Source organism: Peribacillus sedimenti (assembly GCF_046237635.1).
GTDB classification, from domain to species: Bacteria; Bacillota; Bacilli; order Bacillales; family DSM-1321; genus Peribacillus; species Peribacillus sedimenti.
In genome coordinates this window covers 4345198-4367386 of the sequence record NZ_CP143547.1, presented here as the reverse complement: position 1 = coordinate 4367386, position 22189 = coordinate 4345198, and the positions used below count along the sequence as shown (strand labels likewise).

The window sequence follows — 22189 nt, the reverse complement described above, 5'->3', positions numbered from 1 at the left end:
AAAAAACAAGGATGAGGACGAGGCATCAGAGGAAAGATAAAAATGGATTGAGTGCAGATAGAGATATATTTTGCGTTTTTGATTATTGTCCGGTTGTATGGTATAATGTTTTATTGTGTGAAAAAGACGAAAAAAATTAATTAATTTAGGAGTGTTACCATGTCGGAAAAATTTGAAGTTGGAGCAGTAGTTGCTGGTAAAGTAACTGGCATTCAGCCGTACGGTGCGTTTGTGGCTCTTGATGAGTCTACTCAAGGTTTGGTTCATATTTCTGAGATTACTCACGGGTATGTGAAAGACATCAACGAACATTTAAAGGTCGGAGATGAAGTCCAGGTTAAAATTCTTTCTGTTGACGAAGCAGCAGGAAAAATTGGATTATCTATCAGAGCGACAGAGGAAGCGCCAGAACGTCCTGCAGCGCCTGCTAAAAAGGCCCCTGCGAAGAAGCGCCAGGCAGCTGTAAAAACTACTGCTACCACTGATTCAGCTGAAGGCTTTAATACGCTAAAAGATAAACTTCAAGAATGGATTGAACAATCTGAGCGTCAAGACCTGATCAAAAAATAATAGGAAACAAGATCGAAAGTTCCGCGGTTTGCGGAGCTTTCTTTTTTTATGCATAAAAAAGAAAAACGCCTATGAAGTCAATTTTCCGATTTTTAATGTTAATCAACACTAAAACCTGTAGAATAGAAGTGTACCTACAAGGGAGGACAGGAGGATTTAAAGATGTCAGTAAAAACAAAAACAAATGAATTGATTGAACAAACAAAAAAATACGGTGCCAATAACTATCATCCGCTGCCAATTGTCATTTCGCAAGCGGAGGGAGTGTGGGTCACGGACCCTGAAGGCACAAAATATATGGATATGTTAAGCGCCTATTCCGCTGTAAACCAGGGGCACCGCCATCCGAAAATCATACAGGCGCTAAAAGACCAGGCGGATCGGGTAACATTAACTTCGCGCGCTTTTCATAATGACCAGCTTGGGCCTTGGTATGAGAAAATTTGCGAGCTGTCAGGAAAAGAGATGGCTTTGCCAATGAATACAGGGGCAGAAGCGGTAGAAACAGCTGTCAAGGCTGCGAGACGCTGGGCCTACGATGTCAAGGGAGTGGCCGAAGACCAGGCTGAAATCATTGCGTGCGTCGGGAATTTCCATGGACGGACAATGACGGCTGTATCGCTATCATCAGATCCTGAATATAAGCGAGGATTCGGTCCTATGCTTCCAGGCATTAAACTGATCCCGTATGGTGATTTGGATGCTTTAAAAGCTGCAATTACACCGAACACTGCTGCCTTTTTAATTGAACCAATCCAGGGTGAAGCAGGAATTCTTATCCCAAGTGACGGATTTTTAAAAGCAGCTTCTGAGGTATGTAAAGAAAATGAAGTCCTTTTCATTGCTGACGAAATTCAAGCGGGTCTGGGCCGCTCTGGAAAGATGTTTGCTTGTGAATGGGACGAAGTAATTCCTGATATATATATTCTCGGGAAAGCGCTGGGCGGAGGAGTATTCCCAATTTCATGCATTGTCGGTAACAGAGATATACTGGGAGTATTCAATCCAGGCTCCCATGGATCTACATTTGGAGGAAATCCAATGGCTTGTGCCGTATCCATAGCTTCTTTGGATGTATTGGTTGATGAGAAGCTTGCCGACCGATCCCTCGCGCTTGGTGCATATTTCATGGAGAAACTAAAGGAAATTAAGAATCCGGCCATAAAGGAAGTGCGCGGACGGGGATTATTTATAGGCGTTGAATTGCATGAGCCAGCCCGCAAATATTGCGAGCAGCTGAAAGAAGAAGGATTGTTATGCAAAGAAACCCACGACACCGTCATACGCTTTGCGCCTCCTTTAGTAATTACGAAAGAAGAAATCGATTGGGCTCTGGAACGAATTCATAAGGTTCTGGGTTAATGGAGTATATGAGTAAGGGAGTCCCCTTGAGGGCTCCCTTTGTCAGTTTGTCTTACAAATATAAGAGCGGATAAGTAACGGGCCTATTGACCTGTTGTATGAGATGTCAGGTTCTGTCTGGATTCTTTTTTAAACCAGATGAATCCTCCAGCAAAGTATATAATTGAAGCCAGATAAAAAATACTCCCAATCGTCAAAAAATCCACCAGATATCCTGTTAATATGACAGCTGCTCCACCGGCACAGGCAGTCCAGAAATGGTAGTCCCCTATTTCTTTTCCGGCATTTTCTTTTAGAATATGTCTTGTAAGCGAGGTTTTTTCTGTGTTTTTCTGTACTGCACCAAGAATGCCCATGAGCATTTGAAGGATATAGAATTGCCAGACTTCAGTTACGATTGGAAAAAACAATAAAATAATAGACATGCCCCAGGAGTGCAAAATCAATAATGTTCTGTCCCCGATTTTATCCGATAATTTCCCAATTACCGGAAATGCGATGGAAGAAGTCAAGGCATATAATCCGTACGCCCAGCCAAATTGGGCATAGCTATTGCCTGCATTTTTTAGCATCAATATATAAAAAGGGAATATCATGCTGGATGCTACGGTCATAATGCTTTGATAATATATGAAGCTTCTAATTTTCATCTCCCATACTCCTTATAAAATAAATTTACAAATCGTTCTTCAGGATCATATTTTCGTTTCAGCTTGAAAAATTCTTCTGCCCGGGGATAAGCCTGATTTAATTGGGTCTTGGAGGCATACGGATAGTAAGGCAAATAATAGCTGCCCTTATTCTGCAGTGTCACTTTAATCATCTTTCTGATCGTTTCCTTTGTTTTTTCTGTATCCTCCATTGTCCGCTTCTGATTGATCAATAGCACGAGGGAAAACATGTCATCTTTTGCATAAGACATAAATGCATGGTCATTCGTCTCCACATATCGGACAGTTATATTCAGTATGTTGAATTGCGGATCCGCTTCTAAAATATCCCGCAAGCCATCAATATAGTCTGAAAATCTATCGACAGGGATAAAGAACTCCTGCAGGACCTCTGTCTTGCCGCTATTTTCATATTCCATAAAGGCTGTATTGGATCTCATAACATTATTGCGTGTTTCATAGCTGCCTTCTAGCTGTTTCATATACATTTGTTGGCTCTTCCAAAATAAATCCTTGCCCCAGTCACTATAGCGTGCAAGGCCCATAAAAAATTTAGGGACCGCAATGGCGCTGTCTTCTTTAAGAACCAGGTGATCGTCCATCAAACTCTCGTCATCAGCAAGGATGTAATCTGAAGTATACATATCAGTAAGGAACGTTTCGGGAGCAACGGATATCCTGGCAAGATGCATTTTAACCTCAGCGTCTCCTTTTACATGCTTCTTGAAATAAGCTGAATAATCTTTGTAATTCAAGGATGAACTCCTGATTCTGTACAGCTCATTTTCGGTAAGATAAAGGGAAACATCCAAGATGATTCCAAATAATCCATAGCCGCCGATCACCAAAGGGAATAGGTCCTTATTTTCTGTCCGGCTGACATTAAGGATTTCTCCATTTGCATCGAGCAGCCGAAAAGAATGAATCGTATCGATTAAAGCATCGTTCCGTATATCACGGCCGTGGACATTAACGCTCATCGAACCTCCGATGGTAAAGATATTTTGGGACTGCATTACCTTAACGGCTAATCCATATGGGTTGATATATCGCTGTATATCATCCCACGTCGCTCCGCTTTGGACAGTAATCTTCTTGCCTGCAGGATCGAAGGCCAATATTTTATTGTACTTTTTCATATCTATCATGATGCCGTTCGGATAATACGTGTGTCCTCCCTGGCTGTGCTGCATTCCTGCTATCGTCAGCTTATCGCCATTCCGACTAGCTTTATTTACGATGTCCACGAGCTGCGATTCTCCAGTTGCGCTCTCTATGCTTTTCACTTTTACCGGCAGAAGATGACCCCGATCATCGGCAATAGGGCTTGATAGCAGCGACGCATATCCGTAAATGGAGCAAGAAGCAGCCAGCAGGTACGAAATGACAATCAATACTATGCATTTATTTTTCAACTCTATCCCTCCTTTAGAAGATCGGATACACGTTCATGTGAAATTATAGTGTAATTTTACCCTTTTTGTATAATTTTATAAAGATTTTTTTATTGATCGGCTGTGTTTGAGGCAATGTTCATTTTTGTAATCCAGTTGATTGGAGCGGAAGGCGAACCATCTGGAGCGAAAACCAACAACCAAGTTTAACAAAGCCTTTTAATTAGGACATAAAAAGAAAAACAGCCGGCTTACGCCAAGCTGCTTCGCATGTTAACTATTAGGGTATAAGAAGTGTACAGGCTGCCCGATACTACCTTGTTGGTCTTGCTTCTGGCTGGTCAGCGCGCTGCTCGGAAGGCTTGAATAACAGTCCTAAATTAATCAATCCGGCAATCCCAACCAAACCGTAGATAATTCTAGATAGTGCAGAATCCTGACCGCCAAATATTGCTGCTACCAGGTCAAATTGAAAAAAACCAACCAGGCCCCAATTGATTGCTCCGATAATAGTAAGAATCAATGCAGTCCGTTGTATTCCACTCATTGTATTTGCCTCCTTTTTTGTTGCTCATTCATATTTTTCTAAAAGAGTGAAAAGTTATGCAGTGTATTAATAAAAAAAATTCCATTTTCCAATCACAAATTTTGAAATTTACGTCCACAATAAGCCATAATGAAATAAAGGAGGTTTCTGCTATGCAAAATTTTACATATGTAAATCCGACGAAGCTTATCTTTGGAAAAGACCAGGTGGAACAGTTAAAAACTGAAGTCCCCCACTATGGAAAAAAAGTCCTTCTAGTTTATGGAGGCGGAAGCATTAAGAGAAGTGGATTATATGACCAGGTTCTTGGGCAGCTTAATGAAATCAACGTAGAAGTATTTGAACTGGCTGGAGTGGAACCTAATCCGCGTATCTCGACCGTGCGCAAGGGTGTTGACATCTGCAAATCTGAAAATATTGACTTTATATTGGCAGTCGGGGGAGGAAGTGTCATCGACTGTACCAAGGCTATTGCTGCCGGAGCGAAATACGACGGCGATGCGTGGGATTTGGTAATCAGGAAAGCACAGGTGGAGGATGCACTACCTTTTGGCACAGTGCTTACACTGGCAGCAACTGGTTCAGAAATGAATTCCGGGTCTGTTATCACAAATTGGGAGACTAAGGAAAAGTATGGCTGGGGAAGCCCGCTTACATTCCCGAAGTTTTCCATCCTTGACCCAACCAACACATTTACGGTTCCAAAAGATCATACGATTTATGGAATGGTCGATATGATGAGCCATGTCTTCGAACAATATTTTCATCAGCCGACGAATGCTCCTCTGCAGGATCGTTTCTGTGAATCGCTGCTAACGACTGTAATTGAGACAGCGCCGAAGATGATTGAGGACCTGGAGAATTATGAACTTAGGGAAACCATCTTATATGCGGGCACCATTGCACTGAACGGCAGCTTACAAATGGGGTACCGCGGCGACTGGGCTACTCACAATATCGAGCATGCTGTTTCCGCAGTATATGATATACCTCATGCAGGAGGACTTGCGATCCTGTTCCCTAACTGGATGAAACATGTTCTTTCTGAAAATGTAGAACGGTTCAAGCAATTGGCAATCCGTGTTTTCGATGTTGATCCTGAGGGTAAATCCGATGAAGAAGCAGCTCTTGAGGGGATCAGCCGCCTTCGCGATTTCTGGAGCAGCCTTGGAGCCCCATCCCGATTGGCGGACTATGATATTGATGATTCCCAAATCGAAACAATGGCCGATAAAGCAATGGTCAATGGAGAGTTTGGAAACTTTAAGAAACTAAACCGCGAAGATGTGCTTGCTATATTACGAGCATCGCTGTAATGATAAGGTAAACTAGAGGAAGCTGGATTTTAAGCTTCCTCTTTTTTTAACGTACTTCTGAAGTCTGCTGTTTACCATATGCGAACGCGGGAAAAATATAATGGTGAGTCCAAACCCAGGTGCTGTTTCGGTTCGGTTTTTAATGACTGAATTGAGTGTTTGTTTGATTTAGCCTGCTTCTTGTCGAATGGCTTTATCTTAGCTATGGCACAGCATACTTATCAACAATTTGTTTAGACCTTTCACCCTTTCAATTACAGAGATTAATTGTGCTGCAAGCTCCCATTTTATTACTGAATTTTATAATTTTGATTATGGGTGCGCTTACAACCCGGGACTTCCTTGATTATCATGGCGGCATTCGTTAAAGTGGTAATGAATCTAATACATGGAGGAAATTACATGACACATATTCGTTTCGATTATTCAAAAGCATTGTCTTTTTTTGGAGAACACGAAATTACATATCTGCAGGATGCAGTTCGAGCGGCACATAATTCCTTGCATGAAAAAACTGGCGCCGGAAATGACTTCTTAGGGTGGATAGACCTTCCGGTGGATTATGATAAGGATGAGTTTTCAAGAATTCAGAAAGCTGCGGAGAAAATCAAAAATGACTCCGATATCCTCCTTGTAATTGGCATTGGCGGTTCATATCTCGGCGCCCGTGCTGCCATGGAAATGCTTCAGCACAGCTTCTATAATGCGCTTCCAAAGGAAAAACGGACGACGCCGCAGGTTGTATTTGCCGGCAATAATATTAGCTCAACCTATATGAAGGACTTGATGGACTTGCTGGATGGAAAAGATTTTTCCATCAATGTGATTTCCAAATCCGGAACAACGACTGAACCGGCGCTTGCATTCCGTATATTCAGAAAGCTGCTGGAAGAAAAGTATGGCACAGAAGAAGCCCGCAAGCGTATTTATGCCACTACAGATAAGGAAAGAGGAGCATTAAAGACTCTTGCAAATGAAGAGGGCTATGAAACTTTTGTGATTCCTGATGATGTCGGAGGGCGCTATTCCGTTCTTACAGCAGTAGGCTTGCTGCCGATTGCTGTCGGAGGGGCAAACATTGAGCAAATGATGCAGGGTGCTGCCAAGGCGCGTGAAGACTTCAGTTCAGCGGATCTTTCCGAGAATGCGGCCTACCAGTATGCCGCAGTCCGCAATGTATTGTATAACAAAGGAAAAACGATTGAAATGCTGGTCAATTATGAGCCAGGTTTACAATACTTTTCAGAATGGTGGAAGCAATTGTTCGGGGAAAGTGAAGGGAAAGATCAAAAAGGTATCTATCCATCCTCAGCCAACTTTTCTACTGACCTGCATTCTTTAGGCCAATATGTACAGGAGGGGCGCAGGGATTTATTTGAAACAGTAATCAAGGTAGGTAAAGCACGCCACGAACTGACAATCGAAGAAGAAGCTAACGATCTTGATGGTTTAAATTACCTTGCTGGCCAAACTGTAGATTTTGTAAATAACAAGGCCTTTGAAGGTACTTTACTTGCCCATACGGACGGCGGTGTTCCAAACCTGGTTGTCTCGATACCAGCGATGGATGCATATACTTTCGGCTACCTGGTATACTTCTTTGAAAAAGCATGTGCGGTGAGCGGGTATCTTTTAGGCGTAAACCCGTTTGACCAGCCTGGTGTTGAGGCATATAAGGTAAATATGTTTGCTTTGCTTGGAAAGCCAGGCTTTGAAGAGAAAAAAGCAGAGCTTGAAAAGCGTCTGGAAAAATAGACATGTGTTACACCCGGTAATCCTGCTTGAAGGATACCGGGTTTTTTTGTGCTGAAATAGCCGGGTCTGGATAAATGGCAAAAAATTGAGTTAAGCTAAGCAAGACATTTGGAAAGGGGGGCGCGGAATGATTGAAATTCCATCTAAACTGGAAGGAACCATTTTTTCAATGCGAGACGCAGAATCAAGGCTTAAGACTAAGGGCTTTGTGGTGGGCGGGAACTGGGAGTACACCCACGGATATTTCGATTATAAGATCGATGACCAGCAGGGCTATCAATTTGTAAGAATCCCCTTTGCAGCAAAAAAGGGAGAACTTGATTCAGGAGATGTGGATATTCAGTTTGGAACACCATTTCTCTTATCTCATGAATATAAAATCGGCCTGGATGAACATGCTAAAGCGGGAAATATGTCTGCTCCATTCAATCAGTTTCAAGAGCCGGATCATCCGGATGCTGATTTTCCTGAACAATATGTGTCGCTTGGTATCGCCCTTGTCCATGAGGCAGAAAAAGTACTCCTGGATTAATTATCATTTATTTGACAAAAACTAACTTATCCATGGATTTTATTACGGAATCTGCGGGTGGTTTTACTTGCAGGCTGCCGTCCCTCATTATGCCCACCAATATTTTATCCGCAGTAAGGAACAATCTGCATAAGTCTCCAAAAGTCTGATTTTCCAAATGAGCTGCCAATTCTGAAGAGTATATTTGTACATATTGCGCTTGCAGGTCAAACATTCTCTTTTCGCATAAACTTCTGACCATCATTTGGCTCGCTATTGTATTCGTTTGGATAATTCCATCGGCCCCCGCCCTATATGCATTTGATGTTTGATCGTTTGTCAATATCTCTACCAGGCAAAATACAGATGAATTCAGTCCTTTGACAGCAAGAAGTGTCAGAATGCTGAACATGTCAGTCTGATGTTCATCCTGGCGGTGGTCAGCGGTAATCATTACTTTATCTGCATCCTTTACATTTGCCTTCAACAGGATACTGTCAGTATGTGCTTTGCCCTTAATGAAATGAACATTGAATATAGGAAGGGGATGGCCTTCAAGCGATTCATCGATCAAAACAATATGCTGTTCAGGGTATAATTGAAGCAGTTCGACAATAATTTTCCTGGACCTTTCATTCCAGCCTATGACAATAACATGGCCTTTATGGTGATATGCTTTCTTGCCCTGCATATAGGCCAGTTCGGAAGAAACGGCAACAGAAGATACAGTTGCAAAATAAGCTGTAACAATACCTGCTCCGGAAAAAATTAATAGCACACCTATGATTCTTCCAGCAGTGGTTTGAGGGGCAAAATCACCGTAGCCGACAGTAGAAATTGTAACGATAGCCCACCAAATTCCTTCCAATGGGGAGTGGAACGTATCAGGTTCAACCAGATGGATCAGCAAGCCAAAGCCAGTAAGGAAAACAATAATAACCAGTAGAAGCCGAACGATACGGAGCCAGCTTGGGAACCGCGACGTCATAGGATTAATTCTTAACATCTAGCATCCCCTCTTTCGTTAATCCATTATTGACAAAAAAGGGGTGAACCATAATCCAAAGCTGGTCAATAAGATTGTTTAAGAAGAAAAAACCCTGTATAGAAGCGATTGCCGCTTCTGTCCAGGGAGTATTTATACATCAGCCTCTTTTTCTGACATTGAAGTTGTCAGTAATTAACTGCCAGTTTTGTGGGAAAGGCAATCCAAGCTTCCAATAGCTTATTCCCCGCAGCCTCAGTTCCCTAATCAAATCAAATTTAGCCTGAATGGAACGTGCATCCTCAAACCAGACCTCATGGCGCCGGCCTTGGTCATCGGTGTAATTATAATGTGGAGCCTGTGCTCTCATATCATATTGAATATCGACATTTCGCTCGGCAGCAATTTGGATGGCCCGCTGGGGACTGACAGCCCTTGCAACACTTCCCTGCACAAACGGGAGGGTCCAGTCATACCCATACAAATTTTGTCCCATCATAATCTTGGTGGAGGGCATCTCGGTGATGGCATACTCCAATACCCTCCTTACGGGACCGATAGGCGACACGGCCATAGCTGGGCCGCCGCTATATCCCCATTCATAAGTCATGATCACAACAAAGTCTACAATCTCCCCATGTGCATGATAGTCATGTGCTTCATACCATCGCCCTGGCTGGTCCGCCCTTGTTTTGGGAGCCAATGCAGTCGATATAAGCCATCCTTCCTGCCGGAATCGATCTCTGGCCCTTCGAAGGAATCGATTATAGGCCTCTCTATCGGCCGGCCTGAGGTATTCAAAATCAAAATGTATATCCCTGAAATTATATCTGCGTGCCGTAGTCACAATGTTTTCGAGAAATCGAGTCTGGATGGTCATATCATTTAATAAGATCCTGCCAAGCTCATCGCTGAACTGGTCTTCTTCCTGATTGGTTATGACCATCATTAATACATTGCGATTTGCCCTTGCAATGGCGGGAAAGTCGTCCAAAAGGGGTGCCCTAAGGGATCCATTCCGCCGGGCCTGAAAGCTGAATGGAGCCAGATAAGTAAGGTACGGCGCTGCTTCACGCGCGCTCTCTATTAATGCAGGGGCTACCCTTCTGCCTCTTGGTTCTACATAGGCATTGACTTCTGCCGGTATTTTCGGTCTTGGCGGGATATATAACCTAAATCCTACAGCAAGGGGCTGATCAGCTGAAATACCATTGATCCTGGCCAGTTCTTCATAGGAAACTCCTACCCTTCTTGCGATGGCATAAAGGCTATCTCCTTCCTGCACGAAGTAATATCGCCCTGTGATAGGTATGACCAGTGCTTGGCCTATAACGAGATCATTAGGATTAGGCGGATCATTGACGCGGATAATTTCAGCTACACTTACATCGTAAGTTCTTGCAATGCTTTCCAGTGTCTGGTTTCGGGCAACAACATGTATTTGCAATTCCTTTCCTCCTTTAATAAGTATACAGGCGACGATTCGGCGATTCATGAATGGGAAAGCGAGACAGATAAGGCTCAGCTGCAGGAAAACATCAACTGTTTGAAAGAAATCCGATATATTGCATCGTGAAAATGGTGCACTACAACATTTGTATGTTAGAGTCTCGGTATAAATGATAAATAGGCAATATAACGATGTATAACCTGGATAACCTCTTTCTCTGTGTTAAGCGGTTATCACACCTTTAAGGTTCAGATGGCAATTGAACTATGAGTCTTGTGGAAAGAGGCATATCATAAATAATGAACATGCATTCTATGGCCTGCCAAGTTAAAAAAGAAGGAAGAGCAATTTACATGCAGTCTCAATGGATGGAGATAGTGAATAAAGGGATAGGTTAATCAAAATCAGAGGGAGCCGGTTGTCCCGGCTCCCCTTGATATAATAATTGATTATTATTGTCTTAGTGTCGCTACTGCCAGGGCAGGAAAGTCAGTCATAATGACATCTACACCGTATTCGGCCAGCCGCTTCATATCTTCGGGCTTATTCGCGATCCATGGCCGTACTTTATAACCTTGTTTCTTGGCAGCAGATACTATTTCAGCTGTTAGTCCCTTGGCTTTGGGATGAAATCCTGCTTCTTTAGCTTCAGTCAGCAATCGTTCATAGTCATCTGGAAGATTCTCGAATAGAAGGGCCCTCTCGATATCGGGGGCCAGCGCTTTTAATTTCCTGATAGACTCGTGATTGAAGGAGGAAAGAATGGTTCTTTGTTCCAGGTTATATTCTCGTATCAGTCGGATTACTTTTTCCTCTAGCTCTTTATACGCAACGACATCATTCTTCAGTTCAACATTAATGAGCAGATTTTTATTATAAATCCAATCAAAGAATTCCTTTAATGTAGGAATACGTTCGCCGGAATATTCGCCGGAAAATTTTACGCCGGCATCGACCTCTTTTATATCAGCGAGGGTAAGTTTCTCAACCCTCCCTGTACTTGTAGTGGTACGGTCAAGGGTTTCATCATGAATAATAACGGGGACTCCGTCACTGGTGAGGTGTACATCCAGTTCTATCCCGTCAGCCCCGCTTTTTTCTGCTTCCATAAAAGCTGCCATTGTATTTTCGGGTCTCGTGCCTTTAGAGCCTCTGTGGGCGAAGATCATTACGTCTTTCATTGGTTTCACATCCTCAGCTTCATTAGTAAGAAAGAATACCTGTAATAATGTTACTCTATTTTTTCACTAATATATATTAGACAAACCTATCGATGCAGAGTAAAATCATCAATGTAATTGAAAAGGATTAAATGAGGTGGCATTATTAATATCTGGGAAATCTTTGTAGCAATTGTTCTTGGACTAGTGGAAGGGCTGACTGAGTTTGCCCCTGTTTCCTCAACCGGTCATATGATTATAGCGGATGATCTGCTATTCAAGTCAAATGAACTTTTTGGGGACGAGGTGGCAAATGCCTTTAAGGTCATTATACAGCTCGGCTCGATATTGGCTGTGGTGGTTTTGTTCTGGGGCAGGTTCATGGACTTGCTAGGGCTCAGGAAAATGAACAGAATCCATGGTGAAAAGACCGGCAAGTTAAATCTTCTTCAGGTAATAGTCGGTTTATTGCCTGCGGGAATCATTGGGGTGCTATTTGAGGATTTCATTGACGAGTATCTATTTTCCCCGCTTACGGTTGCGGCAGGGCTGCTTGTTGGAGCTTTCCTGATGATAGCTGCTGATAAGTTCCAGCCAAAGGTAAAAGCGGAGACTGTCGATCAAATCACATACAAGCAAGCACTGGGCGTAGGGTTAATACAATGTATATCTTTATGGCCGGGATTCTCCCGATCAGGCTCGACTATTTCAGGCGGTGTATTGCTTGGAATGAGTTACCGCGCTGCTGCTGACTTCACGTTTATCATGGCAGTGCCGATTATGGCTGGTGCATCATTGATTAAAGCGGTCAAATACTGGGAATACTTTACGCCGGAGGTTCTGCCATTCTTTCTTGCAGGATTTATCAGTGCATTTATTTTCGCATTAATCTGTATCCGTTTCTTTTTGAAACTTATTGAAAAAATTAAGCTTACACCATTTGCAGTTTACCGAATTGTGCTGGCAGTTATTCTTCTTTTTATTTATCTATAACATTAGAACAAAATGGTTCGGCCTTATGGAAAAAGATCAGGGAAGCTTGTCCGGTATAAAAATCAGTCGCCAGTTCATATGGTTCAGTTTTTAAAGACTTCGCATAAGGGATGTGCGCTCTCAATGGGGGCGCACTTTTTTTGTTCTTTGGCACGATATTTTTACGGTACTGCCAAATAAGGACGAGACATTTCTAATGCTAGACTGGATTTATGTATACCCAACAGCTTTAAACAACAAGAGCTAACCTTGCACAACTATATCCGGATTGCCTGGCACAGACCCTTCTCAATTAGGAAAAAAAGGGTAAACTGATGGTAATTTACAATATTTGCAGGGTGATATGTTGATGAAACTGGTAATGTTAAGCGACCAGCATAATAATAGTGAAATGCTGGATAGGAGAATAAGAGAATTGTTTAAGAGCCATAATACTTTTCTAGGGTATATTCCCTCACAGCCGGATTATGACAAGAGGTATTTTAACGCGGCTAAACCATATTTTGATCAATTGGGTTTTAAGAATTTTGTTTATTATGATATAGACAAGCAATATAATGAGTCGTTAACGGAGGATATATTTCAATGTGATGCCATTCATCTATCCGGAGGCAACACCTTTTATTTCTTAAACTGTCTAAAAGGAACAGGAATGCTATCTGAATTACGAAGATATGCAATAAATGGAGGAGTCTTGATTGGAATAAGCGCTGGCAGCATCATGATGGCCAAGGATATTGCGATGGCAAGCTATATTGACGAAAACGAAATAGCACTGCAAGATCTCGATTCAATGAATCTGGTAGATTTTCATTTTATGCCGCACTGGAAAAACGAAGCCCCCTTAACGGAGAAATTAAAATCCCATTCCCAAACAGGAGATCATGTTATTTATGCTTGTCCGGATGGGGGTGGGATTGTCCTGGATGGAGGGGAAATGGACTTTTTTGGCGATATATATGAATTTAGGGATGGGTTCAAGGCCAAGCGATAAATTTTCTTCTGCTTTGCCGTATGATGTTCTGAAAGATGATTGAATGTTCCGGCACAATGGCGGCTGATTTTTGGGCAAAAAAGTTCTAAATCGGAGGACGGTGAAAATGAATGAAGAAGGACAATATCTTTCCCGATAATCTTGAGGAGTATGAGGATGCCGATTTATATGATATGGAAAATACTCATACCAAGGAGTTAGAATTCTTATTGGATTACGCTTCCGAAACAGGGGGGACAATAATCGACCTGGCGTGTGGAACGGGCAGGCTGGCCATTCCTCTGGCGAAGAATGGTTACCGGCTTATAGGAGTGGACATCAGTGAAGAGATGCTCGAACAGGCAAAGCAAAAGAGTGAGGGGTTGGAAATTGACTGGGTGCTCCAGGATATCACGAAGATGGACATACTTGAGCAAAGCGAATTAATCTTTATGGCCGGGAATTCATTTCAGCATTTTCTGACAAACGAATCGCAGGATATGCTGTTGAATGCTGTTCACAGGCATCTGACGCATAAAGGGAGGTTTGTCTTTAACACCCGCTTCCCTGCTGCTGATGAATTATTGCAGCCTGCCGGCGAGGAGTATTGGCGGAGCTATATGTATGGAGGAAAAAAGATTGATGTATATACAATCAGCCAGTATGACCCGTTATCCCAAATCCAGGATTATACGACAATAAGAAAATTCCACACAGACAGCGGAAGCCAATCCGAAATAAGGACTCATATTGCACTCCGTTATGTATTCCCAAAAGAAATGGAGAGAGTTCTTGAGTCAAAGAATTTTCACATTGAAGCTGTTTTTGGAGACTGGGATAAATCCTTGATCCATGACAAAAGCCAGGAAATGATTTATGTCGTCCGTAAAAATCATAAAATGCCCCCGCCCTTGCTCGAACAATGAATGCTTGCGAGGTTCCTTGCCAATATGCCGCCCGGAAAATAAAAGAAAAATCTTTGCGAATCCTCATGACTGGGTGTAATCCACTGCGTAAGCCTGATGGAGTAATACACAGCAGCGCCTGATTCTCTATTCTCTTTCGGTATAGCGAGAATGGGACCAAGGGTACTGAAAAACGAAGCTGTTTAAAGTGGGATGAAGCCTGTCCTAATGGCCATAGGCCAATGATCTTTGCTACCTGTTTTATGGACAGGCTGTCTAATATATCAAACAGAATAATAGACTTGCACACAACATCGTACTAACATAAAAATATATTTTGCAACTATGAAAGGTCTGAACAATATGAATTACATAGAGCCGCATGACCAGAGATTCCGGAAAACGTTGATTACCCTGTTTCTTGGCAGTTTTGTCACATTTGCAGATTTGTACAGTACCCAGCCAGTCATTCCATTGATCGCCAGACAATTTGATGTGACTCCTGCTGTTGCGAGCCTCACTCTTTCCTTTTCCACAGGAGCTCTGGCGTTTTTTTTGCTGGTGGCCTCCTTCATGTCCGGAGCCATTGAAAGAAAAAGGTTGATGGGTACAGCATTGTCCTTATCTGCTTTGTTGTCCGTCCTTGTAGGGATGACAGACAATCTGGGAGTCCTGATGGTTCTGCGCGCATTTCAAGGAGCTGTGCTTGCAGGTTTCCCTTCTATTGCGATGGCTTATATAAATGAAGAGTTCACTCCGAAAAGCCTGGGATATGTCATCGGCATTTATGTGAGTGGTTCAAGTATAGGAGGGCTTGCAGGCCGGTTAATCGTTGGAACTATATCTGACTTTGCTTCCTGGCATACAGCTATTATTTGCCTTGGCCTGATTAGCCTGTTGATAAGCCTGCTATTTTGGTTTATGCTGCCTGCTCCGCAAAATCAAAAGCAGCAAACCATTTCCGCTAAGAGTATCATCGCATCCCTGCTGAAAAATATTCGGAGCCATGACTTGCTTTTACTGTACGGGCTGGGCTTTCTTTTTATGGGATCATTCGTGACGGTCTATAATTATGTCAGTATCCCTTTGATGGAGGAGCCATATAATCTATCACAAACAATATTGAGCTTCATATTCCTCATTTATCTTGTTGGGACCTTTAGTTCAGCATGGATGGGAAGGCTGGCAGACCGGATTCCTCGCAAGAAGGTTATGCTGTCAGGAATCCTTTTAATGATAGGTGGGGCTGGTTTGACCTTATTAAACCCTCTTGCAGTAAAAATTACAGGACTCGCGCTGTTCACATTTGGTTTTTTTGGTTCCCATTCCATTGCAAGCAGCTGGGTGGGGCTGCTGGCTGAGCGTTCCGAAAAGGCCCAGGCATCCTCCATGTATCTGTTGTTCTATTATTCAGGTTCAAGTCTTGTTGGAGCAGGAGGAGGACTCTTTCTTCATCAGTTTGGATGGACTGGTGTAATTGGATTAATATCTGTACTTCTTGTCATATCCATTTTTATATCAGGCAGGATTGAAAAGGAAGGAACAATCCATCAGATTAGGCTGTAATAATTTATAGTGACGGAAATCCTCAGTTCTCAGGTTACTTTGTAAGTTCTCTTAAGTACGCTTGAAGCTTGGTATGCAGTTCCGGCCTTTTCATTGCAAAATCGATGGACGCCCTTAGAAAGCCGAATTTGTCACCAACGTCATATCGTTTTCCCTCCAATATATAAGAATAGACAGGTTCTTTTTTTGCCAAACTGTCAATAGCTTCAGTCAGTTGTATTTCCCCGTTATGATCAGGACCCATTGTTTCAAGGATGGAAAAAATGGCAGGAGTCAGGATATACCTTCCGATAATGGCCTGGTTGGAGGGGGATTTTGTGACATGTGGTTTTTCTACAAGGTTCTCAACCGTAAATAGATCACCGATGCAATGCGTGAAATTTACGATTCCATACTTATGGACTTCTGACGGCGGTACATACTTGCATCCGATGATGCTCGCCTTTGCGTTGTTGTATTGATCGAGCATCTGCCTTAGTCCAGGTCTTTCACTGTCGATGATATCGTCTCCCAAAAGGACAGCGAATGGTTCGTCCCCAATGAATTTCTTTGCGCATAATATGGCATGCCCCAGCCCAAGCGGCTCTTTTTGTCTTACATAATGTATATCCACCATATTCGATATATCCTCTACCATGGTAAGCAGCTCTGCTTTGCCATTTTTACGAAGCAAAAACTCCAGTTCGAGCGACTTGTCAAAATGATCCTCGATGGCACGTTTGTTTTTCCCCGTAACGATGATAATATCTTCGATTCCAGATTCAACTGCTTCTTCGATTATATATTGGATTGTCGGCTTATCCACGATAGGCAGCATTTCTTTTGGCTGTGCCTTTGTTGCCGGCAGGAATCGGGTCCCTAATCCGGCAGCAGGAATGACCGCTTTCTTAATCATATACTCACCCCATTTAGGAAATAGTAAGACACAATCTGATGAATATGGTTCTCCTTATACAATGTATGCATGCCAGGGTTTGGCCTATTTCCGCTGGCTGGATGAGACTCCGTGCATTCAAGAACATAATTCAGCAGGTTCGATGCGGATGCCGCAAAAGATAGGGTTCCTTCATAATTGCTAAAAATGGGTGACAAAAGAATATAATCATCCATTCAGTAAAGATTAATATATGCAGGCTGGCAAGGCACTGGAGCTCGACACATTTGGAACCAAGCAAAACGGAATTTAGGAATCCACAGGGCAATGCTGAAATGAAAAAAGGGTTCACTAATGATTAAATCTATGAGGTGTAACAATTGCTGCTATTCAAAAACGGTGAGCAAAGATTGCTATTTCTTGCATTTATTGTTATAGCTATATACCTTTCTCCCTTGGCAATTTTAGGGGAGAATGCGCATATACGTGTCCACGACAATCTGGATTCTAATATAGCCTGGTATAAGGTGCTTGCAGAAAGCGGTGAAATGAACGGCAGGCTGGATGCGAGAATCGAACAAATTATAAATGGAGTGCCAAGGAATGCATTTGGAACTGAATACAGTCTGATCGTATGGCTTTATACTTTGTTCCCTCCAATGGCGGCATATGCCTTGAGCCAGGCCATTACTCGTGTATTTGCATTTATTGGAATGTATTTGCTCCTTAAAACACACTTCCTTCCAGAAGAACGGTATGGATTTATCCGTGTTGGAGCTGCACTGGCATTTTCGCTTACTCCCTTTTGGCCGTCCGGGATGCTGAGCACCCTGGGCATGCCGTTGGCGTTATGGGCGTTTTTGAATATTAGAAAGGGAAACAGATCATGGAAAAACTACCTGGTCCTGACGATGTTACCCTTTTACTCAAGTATTGTATTGGGCTTTTTCTTTTTTTTATTTGCGATTGGCATCCTTTGGCTCGCCGATCTAATCGGCAAAAGGAGATGGAATCTGCCATTTTTATTTTCCGTCATATATATGTCTTTAATTTATGCGCTGGTTGAATATCGTCTGATATCTTCCTTCTTTCTAAAAGCCGAACCCAATAGCAGGGATGAATACTTTCATGCCAGTCTGCCTTTATGGAGGGTAGTCCGATTAACCTTCAAAAATTTCATCCTCGGCCATACGCACGTGATGTCGCTTCACTCACTGGTTATTCTGCCCATCACTATTTTTGCAGTCTATATTATTACAAGCAAGCGGCTATGGCATAAGGAAAGGATTTTCCTCTTTTTGTTCGTATTTAATTTTGCGCTCTCAGCCTGGTATGCCTTCTGGTTTTTTAAAGGCTGGCTGCCATTGACCCAGCGGTTTCATTTTCTGGATACCTTTAATTTTGCCAGGTTTCATTTCCTGCGGCCCATGGTGATATACATAGGCTTTGCGCTTGCTTTAAAAATCATCATTGTCCACTGTGATTTCAGCAAAAAATCTGTGACCACTTTTCTGATTGCCCAAATAGTAATCTTGCTCTGTTATAATGACGAAATTATCTACCGAAATAAACCTAACTTTAAGCAGTTTTATGCTGTTGAGCAGTTTAACGAAATTAAACAGTATATAGGGCGTCCCCAGGCTGAATACCGTGTCGGCAGCATCGGGCTTCATCCGGCGATAGCCCAGTATAACGGGTTCTACACGCTAGATACATATAATAATTTCTATCCGCTAACATATAAGCATGAATTTAGAAAAATAATAGACAAGGAATTAGCCAAAAATAAAACCATCAGGCGCTATTTCGATCACTGGGGCGGCAGGTGCTATCTATTCGCAGCAGAATTAGGCAAGCATTATATGTTCAAAAAGGATTCAAACAAACGCGTGAAAAACCTGCAGCTGGACATTCAAGCCTTTAAAAAGATGGACGGTGCCTATATTTTTTCAGCAGTTCCCATTGAAAATGCCTCAGATAATGGTCTTATTCTGGAAAAAGTATTTGTTGGCCAGGAATCAGCCTGGAAAATTCATTTATATAAAATTAAATGAAAGGAAGGTAACCATTTTGTCGAAACCGCCACTGTTAACCATTGTTGTGCCCTGTTACAACGAGGAAGAAATACTCCCCTGGACGATGAAGGAACTTGGGATACTCTTGAAAAATCTGATATCCAAAAAGATAGTTTCAGAATACAGCAAGCTGTTATTCGTAGATGACGGAAGCCGCGATGCTACCTGGCAAATCATATATAAAGAAAGCCTGCAAAACGAATATGTAAGAGGGTTAAAACTGTCCCGCAATGTCGGGCATCAAAATGCATTGCTGGCTGGAATGGATGCCGCCAGAAAAGTCGCCGACTGTGTTATTTCAATCGATGCGGATTTACAGGATGATATCGCTGTTATCCCGGATTTTCTCGACAAATATTCCGATGGGAATGAAATAGTCTTTGGAGTACGAAATAAACGGGTAACAGACACAGTATTTAAAAGAACGACCGCACAGGGTTTTTATAAGCTCATGAACAAGATGGGAGTAGAGCTGGTCTATAATCATGCGGACTTTCGTCTGATGAGCAGGAGAGCGGTTGATGAACTGTTGAGGTTTGGGGAAACTAACCTGTTTTTACGCGGAATAGTTACTTTAATTGGCTTTAAAACGGCGTCTGTGTTTTATGACCGCAAAGAGAGGGCTGCGGGGGAGACGAAATATCCCCTGAAGAAGATGCTTGCTTTTGCAGCTGATGCCATTACTTCATTTTCCATTACGCCCATTCGGCTTGTTTTGCTTTTGGGCTTCATATCTTTTTTTGTAAGCCTGATATTCGGCGGTTATTTTCTGACCCTAAAGTTTTTTGGCAGCACGGAGGCCGGCTGGACTTCCTTGATCACCTCGATTTGGCTCATTGGCGGGCTGCAGCTGATTGCAATCGGGTTGATTGGGGAGTATATCGGAAAGGTTTATAAAGAATCTAAAAGAAGGCCAAAATATATTATTGACGTTGACCTGTTCGACCCTCTCAAAATAAATGGGAAGGAAAGAAACCCATATGAATCGTATAGTATGCCTGTTAACAAGTTGCCTGAGACCAACTAACTCATTTGTTAGTTTTTTACTGGTCGGGTTAGTGAATACTTTAGCCGGGCTTACTCTCATGTTTTTTATGGCAAATATCTTAGGGGTTTCTTATTGGGTTTCGACACTTACAGGAAATGTATGTGGTGCAGTTTTAAGCTTTTTCTTGAATAAAACATTTACTTTTGATAACCATTCAACACTAAGAGCAAGCATGCCGCGATTTATCATGGTCATAAGCATTTGCTATGTTTGTTCGTATAAGACAAGCTCCCTGATTATTGAGGCAATGATAGGGCGGCATCAATTACCCTTGATGCTTGACAATGATAATCTCTCTATTTTGCTTGGAACTGGAATATACGCAGTTTCCAATTATATGGGCCAAAAGCATTTTGTATTCCATAAATCCAAATCCAATCTTCAATATGAATAATGAACAGGGGCCGGCATTTGTAATAATCCGGCCCCTCTTTATTTTAGAGACCCCTCGGCACCTCAATGCAAAAAAATAAAGGATTTCTTATAATTTCAACAGGAGAGGCTTATATATTTGATAAAGCAGCCGATATAAAAGGCAAAAAGCTGGTACCAAAAATATCCAGACTAGACATTCTGGCATGTTCCGGTACTGAAAAAGGAGATACATATGAGTTTATTAAGCTATATTATCAGGACAAGTATAGTGGTCATTCCCTGTACAGCCTTGATTGGTGTTCTTGTCGGCATAGTGAACGATTTTGAAGCCATGCAGTTTTGGGGAAATATTGGGATGACGACAGTGCTTGGCTGCATAGTTGGAGTCCTATCCTCTGTGCTTAATCACAAGAGGTTCATCAAGCCGATTGGCACTATTAATAAATTTTTATTAAAGCTTTCTGAGGGTGACATGACAAAAAGGCTCAGGGAAGATAACCTTGGCCAATTGAAGTCTGTGGCAGCCAGCTTAAACGGCATGATCGATACCTGGGGCAGGGTGCTAGTGAATGTTCAAAAGGCGTCAAAAGAAATCAATGATTATTCGGTACAGCTTTCCCAGAGCGCAGAACAAACTACTAAAGCCACAGATCATATTTCCAATACGATTGAAGATGTTGCTGGGGGCGCCGAAAGCCAGGTGAGTGGGGTAAGTCAAACCTCAGATGTTATTTACCAGATGTCATCAAGCCTGTCAGAGGTGGCAGCCAGTGCAACCGATGTAACAGAAAGCATTAATGAATCGATGGAAAAAGCCAATGCCGGGACTGGTTCCATACAGCAGGCTGGAAATCAAATGCAATCCATCCATGACAATGTACATGAGTTAGCAAGGGTTGTACGGGGACTTGGGGAGCGTTCAAGCGAAATCGGCAAAATTGTTGAAGTAATTACCGGCATTTCTGCCCAGACAAACTTGCTCGCTTTGAACGCAGCCATAGAAGCAGCTAGAGCAGGGGAGCAGGGAAAGGGATTTGCGGTAGTTGCAAATGAAGTCAGAAAGCTGGCGGAACAGTCCGGGAATGCGACTCAGCAAATCAGTGGGATCATTTCTCAAATACAAAAGGAAACCCATCAAGTAGTCGATACGATGGGTGCAGTAAACCATGAAGTAAGCGAAGGAATTGAAATTATGACTGAGGCTGGTGACTCATTCAGCCAAATCCAGCTTTCGGTAAATTCTGTCTCCCGCCAGATTGAACAGGTTTCCGCTGCTATACAGCAAATGACCGCTGGAACGAAGACAGCAGTCGCGTCGATGGACCATATTTCAAGTATCGCGGCTGAATCGGCAGCTGCTACTCAAAGTGTACTGGCAGCAACAGAACAGCAGGTAGCATCCATGCAAGAAATTAGTGCATTTGCCAGCTCCCTGACGAAGCTTGCTGCAGAAATGGAAGAGTCCATCCATACGTTCAAAATTTAATAGAAGATAGAAGCTCTGCTTTATGCGGAGCTTTTTTTGACAGGCGATGAAGCTTGAAGCTTTGTCCATCTAATGGTTTTTATCATTTTGGTGTGAGAGTAAAGGGGTTCAACAGCGGGAATTCTGCCAGATATGCTTGCCGGATGCTTCGATGAATGGCCCCGGCCGTCATC

The 22189-nt window shown here is 42.6% G+C and carries 20 protein-coding genes; 13 read left to right on the top strand and 7 right to left on the bottom strand.

The window, feature by feature from the left end; all coding sequences use genetic code 11:
- Nucleotides 1-159 precede the first annotated feature (159 nt).
- Together yugI and V1500_RS21455 are read left to right on the top strand one after the other, a co-directional pair.
- Nucleotides 160-570: a S1 domain-containing post-transcriptional regulator GSP13 gene (gene yugI / locus V1500_RS21460; protein ID WP_409302445.1), complete on the top strand. Its 411-nt coding sequence runs from the start codon at nucleotides 160-162 to the stop codon at nucleotides 568-570.
- A gap of 162 nt (nucleotides 571-732) precedes the next feature.
- Nucleotides 733-1932, top strand: coding sequence for an ornithine--oxo-acid transaminase (locus V1500_RS21455; protein WP_409302443.1), 1200 nt, complete (start codon nucleotides 733-735; stop codon nucleotides 1930-1932).
- A gap of 83 nt (nucleotides 1933-2015) precedes the next feature.
- On the opposite strand, the gene V1500_RS21450 is transcribed toward V1500_RS21455, so the two are convergent.
- The 3 genes from V1500_RS21450 to V1500_RS21440 all read right to left on the bottom strand — a co-directional run bounded on the left by V1500_RS21450 (nucleotide 2016) and on the right by V1500_RS21440 (nucleotide 4544).
- A complete protein-coding gene (locus tag V1500_RS21450; protein WP_409302442.1) occupies nucleotides 2016-2582 on the bottom strand; it encodes an MFS transporter in 567 nt (188 codons plus the stop codon).
- Nucleotides 2579-4018, bottom strand: coding sequence for an FAD-dependent oxidoreductase (locus V1500_RS21445; protein WP_409302440.1), 1440 nt, complete (start codon nucleotides 4016-4018; stop codon nucleotides 2579-2581). Before V1500_RS21445 ends, V1500_RS21450 begins: the two co-directional genes overlap by 4 nt.
- A gap of 292 nt (nucleotides 4019-4310) precedes the next feature.
- On the bottom strand, nucleotides 4311-4544 hold the full coding sequence (locus tag V1500_RS21440) for a DUF378 domain-containing protein (protein WP_409302439.1): 234 nt from the start codon (nucleotides 4542-4544) through the stop codon (nucleotides 4311-4313).
- A 152-nt stretch (nucleotides 4545-4696) separates the two neighbouring features.
- Here V1500_RS21440 and V1500_RS21435 point away from each other — a divergent pair, with 152 nt between their 5' ends.
- The 3 genes from V1500_RS21435 (at nucleotide 4697) to V1500_RS21425 (ending at nucleotide 8147) form a co-directional block, all read left to right on the top strand.
- The gene (locus V1500_RS21435; RefSeq protein WP_409302437.1) at nucleotides 4697-5860 is read left to right on the top strand and encodes an iron-containing alcohol dehydrogenase; all 1164 of its coding nucleotides are present in this window, start codon (nucleotides 4697-4699) and stop codon (nucleotides 5858-5860) included.
- Nucleotides 5861-6262: 402 nt separating this feature from the next.
- Nucleotides 6263-7615: a glucose-6-phosphate isomerase gene (locus V1500_RS21430; RefSeq protein ID WP_409302436.1), complete on the top strand. Its 1353-nt coding sequence runs from the start codon at nucleotides 6263-6265 to the stop codon at nucleotides 7613-7615.
- A gap of 127 nt (nucleotides 7616-7742) precedes the next feature.
- A complete protein-coding gene (locus V1500_RS21425) occupies nucleotides 7743-8147 on the top strand; it encodes a YugN-like family protein (RefSeq protein WP_409302434.1) in 405 nt (134 codons plus the stop codon).
- A gap of 7 nt (nucleotides 8148-8154) precedes the next feature.
- On the opposite strand, the gene V1500_RS21420 is transcribed toward V1500_RS21425, so the two are convergent.
- The 3 genes from V1500_RS21420 to V1500_RS21410 form a co-directional block, all read right to left on the bottom strand.
- Complete coding sequence (locus tag V1500_RS21420) at nucleotides 8155-9132, bottom strand: potassium channel family protein (RefSeq protein WP_409302432.1); 978 nt, start codon at nucleotides 9130-9132, stop codon at nucleotides 8155-8157.
- Nucleotides 9133-9271: 139 nt separating this feature from the next.
- A complete protein-coding gene (locus tag V1500_RS21415) occupies nucleotides 9272-10558 on the bottom strand; it encodes a glycosyl hydrolase family 18 protein (RefSeq protein ID WP_409302431.1) in 1287 nt (428 codons plus the stop codon).
- A gap of 455 nt (nucleotides 10559-11013) precedes the next feature.
- Nucleotides 11014-11742, bottom strand: a complete 729-nt coding sequence (locus tag V1500_RS21410; protein WP_409302429.1) for a glycerophosphodiester phosphodiesterase — start codon at nucleotides 11740-11742, stop codon at nucleotides 11014-11016.
- A gap of 150 nt (nucleotides 11743-11892) precedes the next feature.
- Here V1500_RS21410 and V1500_RS21405 point away from each other — a divergent pair, with 150 nt between their 5' ends.
- The 4 genes from V1500_RS21405 to V1500_RS21390 all read left to right on the top strand — a co-directional run bounded on the left by V1500_RS21405 (nucleotide 11893) and on the right by V1500_RS21390 (nucleotide 16158).
- A complete protein-coding gene (locus V1500_RS21405; protein WP_409306073.1) occupies nucleotides 11893-12714 on the top strand; it encodes an undecaprenyl-diphosphate phosphatase in 822 nt (273 codons plus the stop codon).
- Nucleotides 12715-13063: 349 nt separating this feature from the next.
- Nucleotides 13064-13708, top strand: a complete 645-nt coding sequence (locus V1500_RS21400) for a Type 1 glutamine amidotransferase-like domain-containing protein (RefSeq protein WP_409302428.1) — start codon at nucleotides 13064-13066, stop codon at nucleotides 13706-13708.
- 110 nt (nucleotides 13709-13818) lie between these two features.
- Entirely contained in the window at nucleotides 13819-14613 is a 795-nt protein-coding gene (locus tag V1500_RS21395; protein ID WP_409302426.1) for a class I SAM-dependent DNA methyltransferase, read from the top strand.
- Between the two features lie 342 nt (nucleotides 14614-14955).
- The gene (locus V1500_RS21390; RefSeq protein ID WP_409302424.1) at nucleotides 14956-16158 is read left to right on the top strand and encodes an MFS transporter; all 1203 of its coding nucleotides are present in this window, start codon (nucleotides 14956-14958) and stop codon (nucleotides 16156-16158) included.
- Nucleotides 16159-16192: 34 nt separating this feature from the next.
- Here V1500_RS21390 and galU read toward each other — a convergent pair whose 3' ends face one another.
- Nucleotides 16193-17053, bottom strand: coding sequence for a UTP--glucose-1-phosphate uridylyltransferase GalU (galU, locus tag V1500_RS21385; RefSeq protein ID WP_409302422.1), 861 nt, complete (start codon nucleotides 17051-17053; stop codon nucleotides 16193-16195).
- Nucleotides 17054-17412: 359 nt separating this feature from the next.
- On the opposite strand from galU, the gene V1500_RS21380 reads away from it, so the two are divergent.
- From V1500_RS21380 to V1500_RS21365, 4 genes are all read left to right on the top strand, one after another.
- Nucleotides 17413-19086: a DUF6044 family protein gene (locus V1500_RS21380; protein WP_409302420.1), complete on the top strand. Its 1674-nt coding sequence runs from the start codon at nucleotides 17413-17415 to the stop codon at nucleotides 19084-19086.
- A gap of 85 nt (nucleotides 19087-19171) precedes the next feature.
- On the top strand, nucleotides 19172-20134 hold the full coding sequence (locus V1500_RS21375; protein WP_409306072.1) for a glycosyltransferase family 2 protein: 963 nt from the start codon (nucleotides 19172-19174) through the stop codon (nucleotides 20132-20134).
- Nucleotides 20088-20549 carry a GtrA family protein gene (locus V1500_RS21370; protein ID WP_409302418.1) on the top strand — a complete coding sequence of 154 codons (462 nt, stop codon included), beginning with the start codon at nucleotides 20088-20090 and terminating at the stop codon, nucleotides 20547-20549. The genes V1500_RS21375 and V1500_RS21370 overlap by 47 nt, the downstream gene beginning before the upstream one ends.
- Before the next feature lie 213 nt (nucleotides 20550-20762).
- Nucleotides 20763-22016, top strand: a complete 1254-nt coding sequence (locus V1500_RS21365; protein WP_409302416.1) for a methyl-accepting chemotaxis protein — start codon at nucleotides 20763-20765, stop codon at nucleotides 22014-22016.
- The last annotated feature ends 173 nt before the right edge of the window (nucleotides 22017-22189 follow it).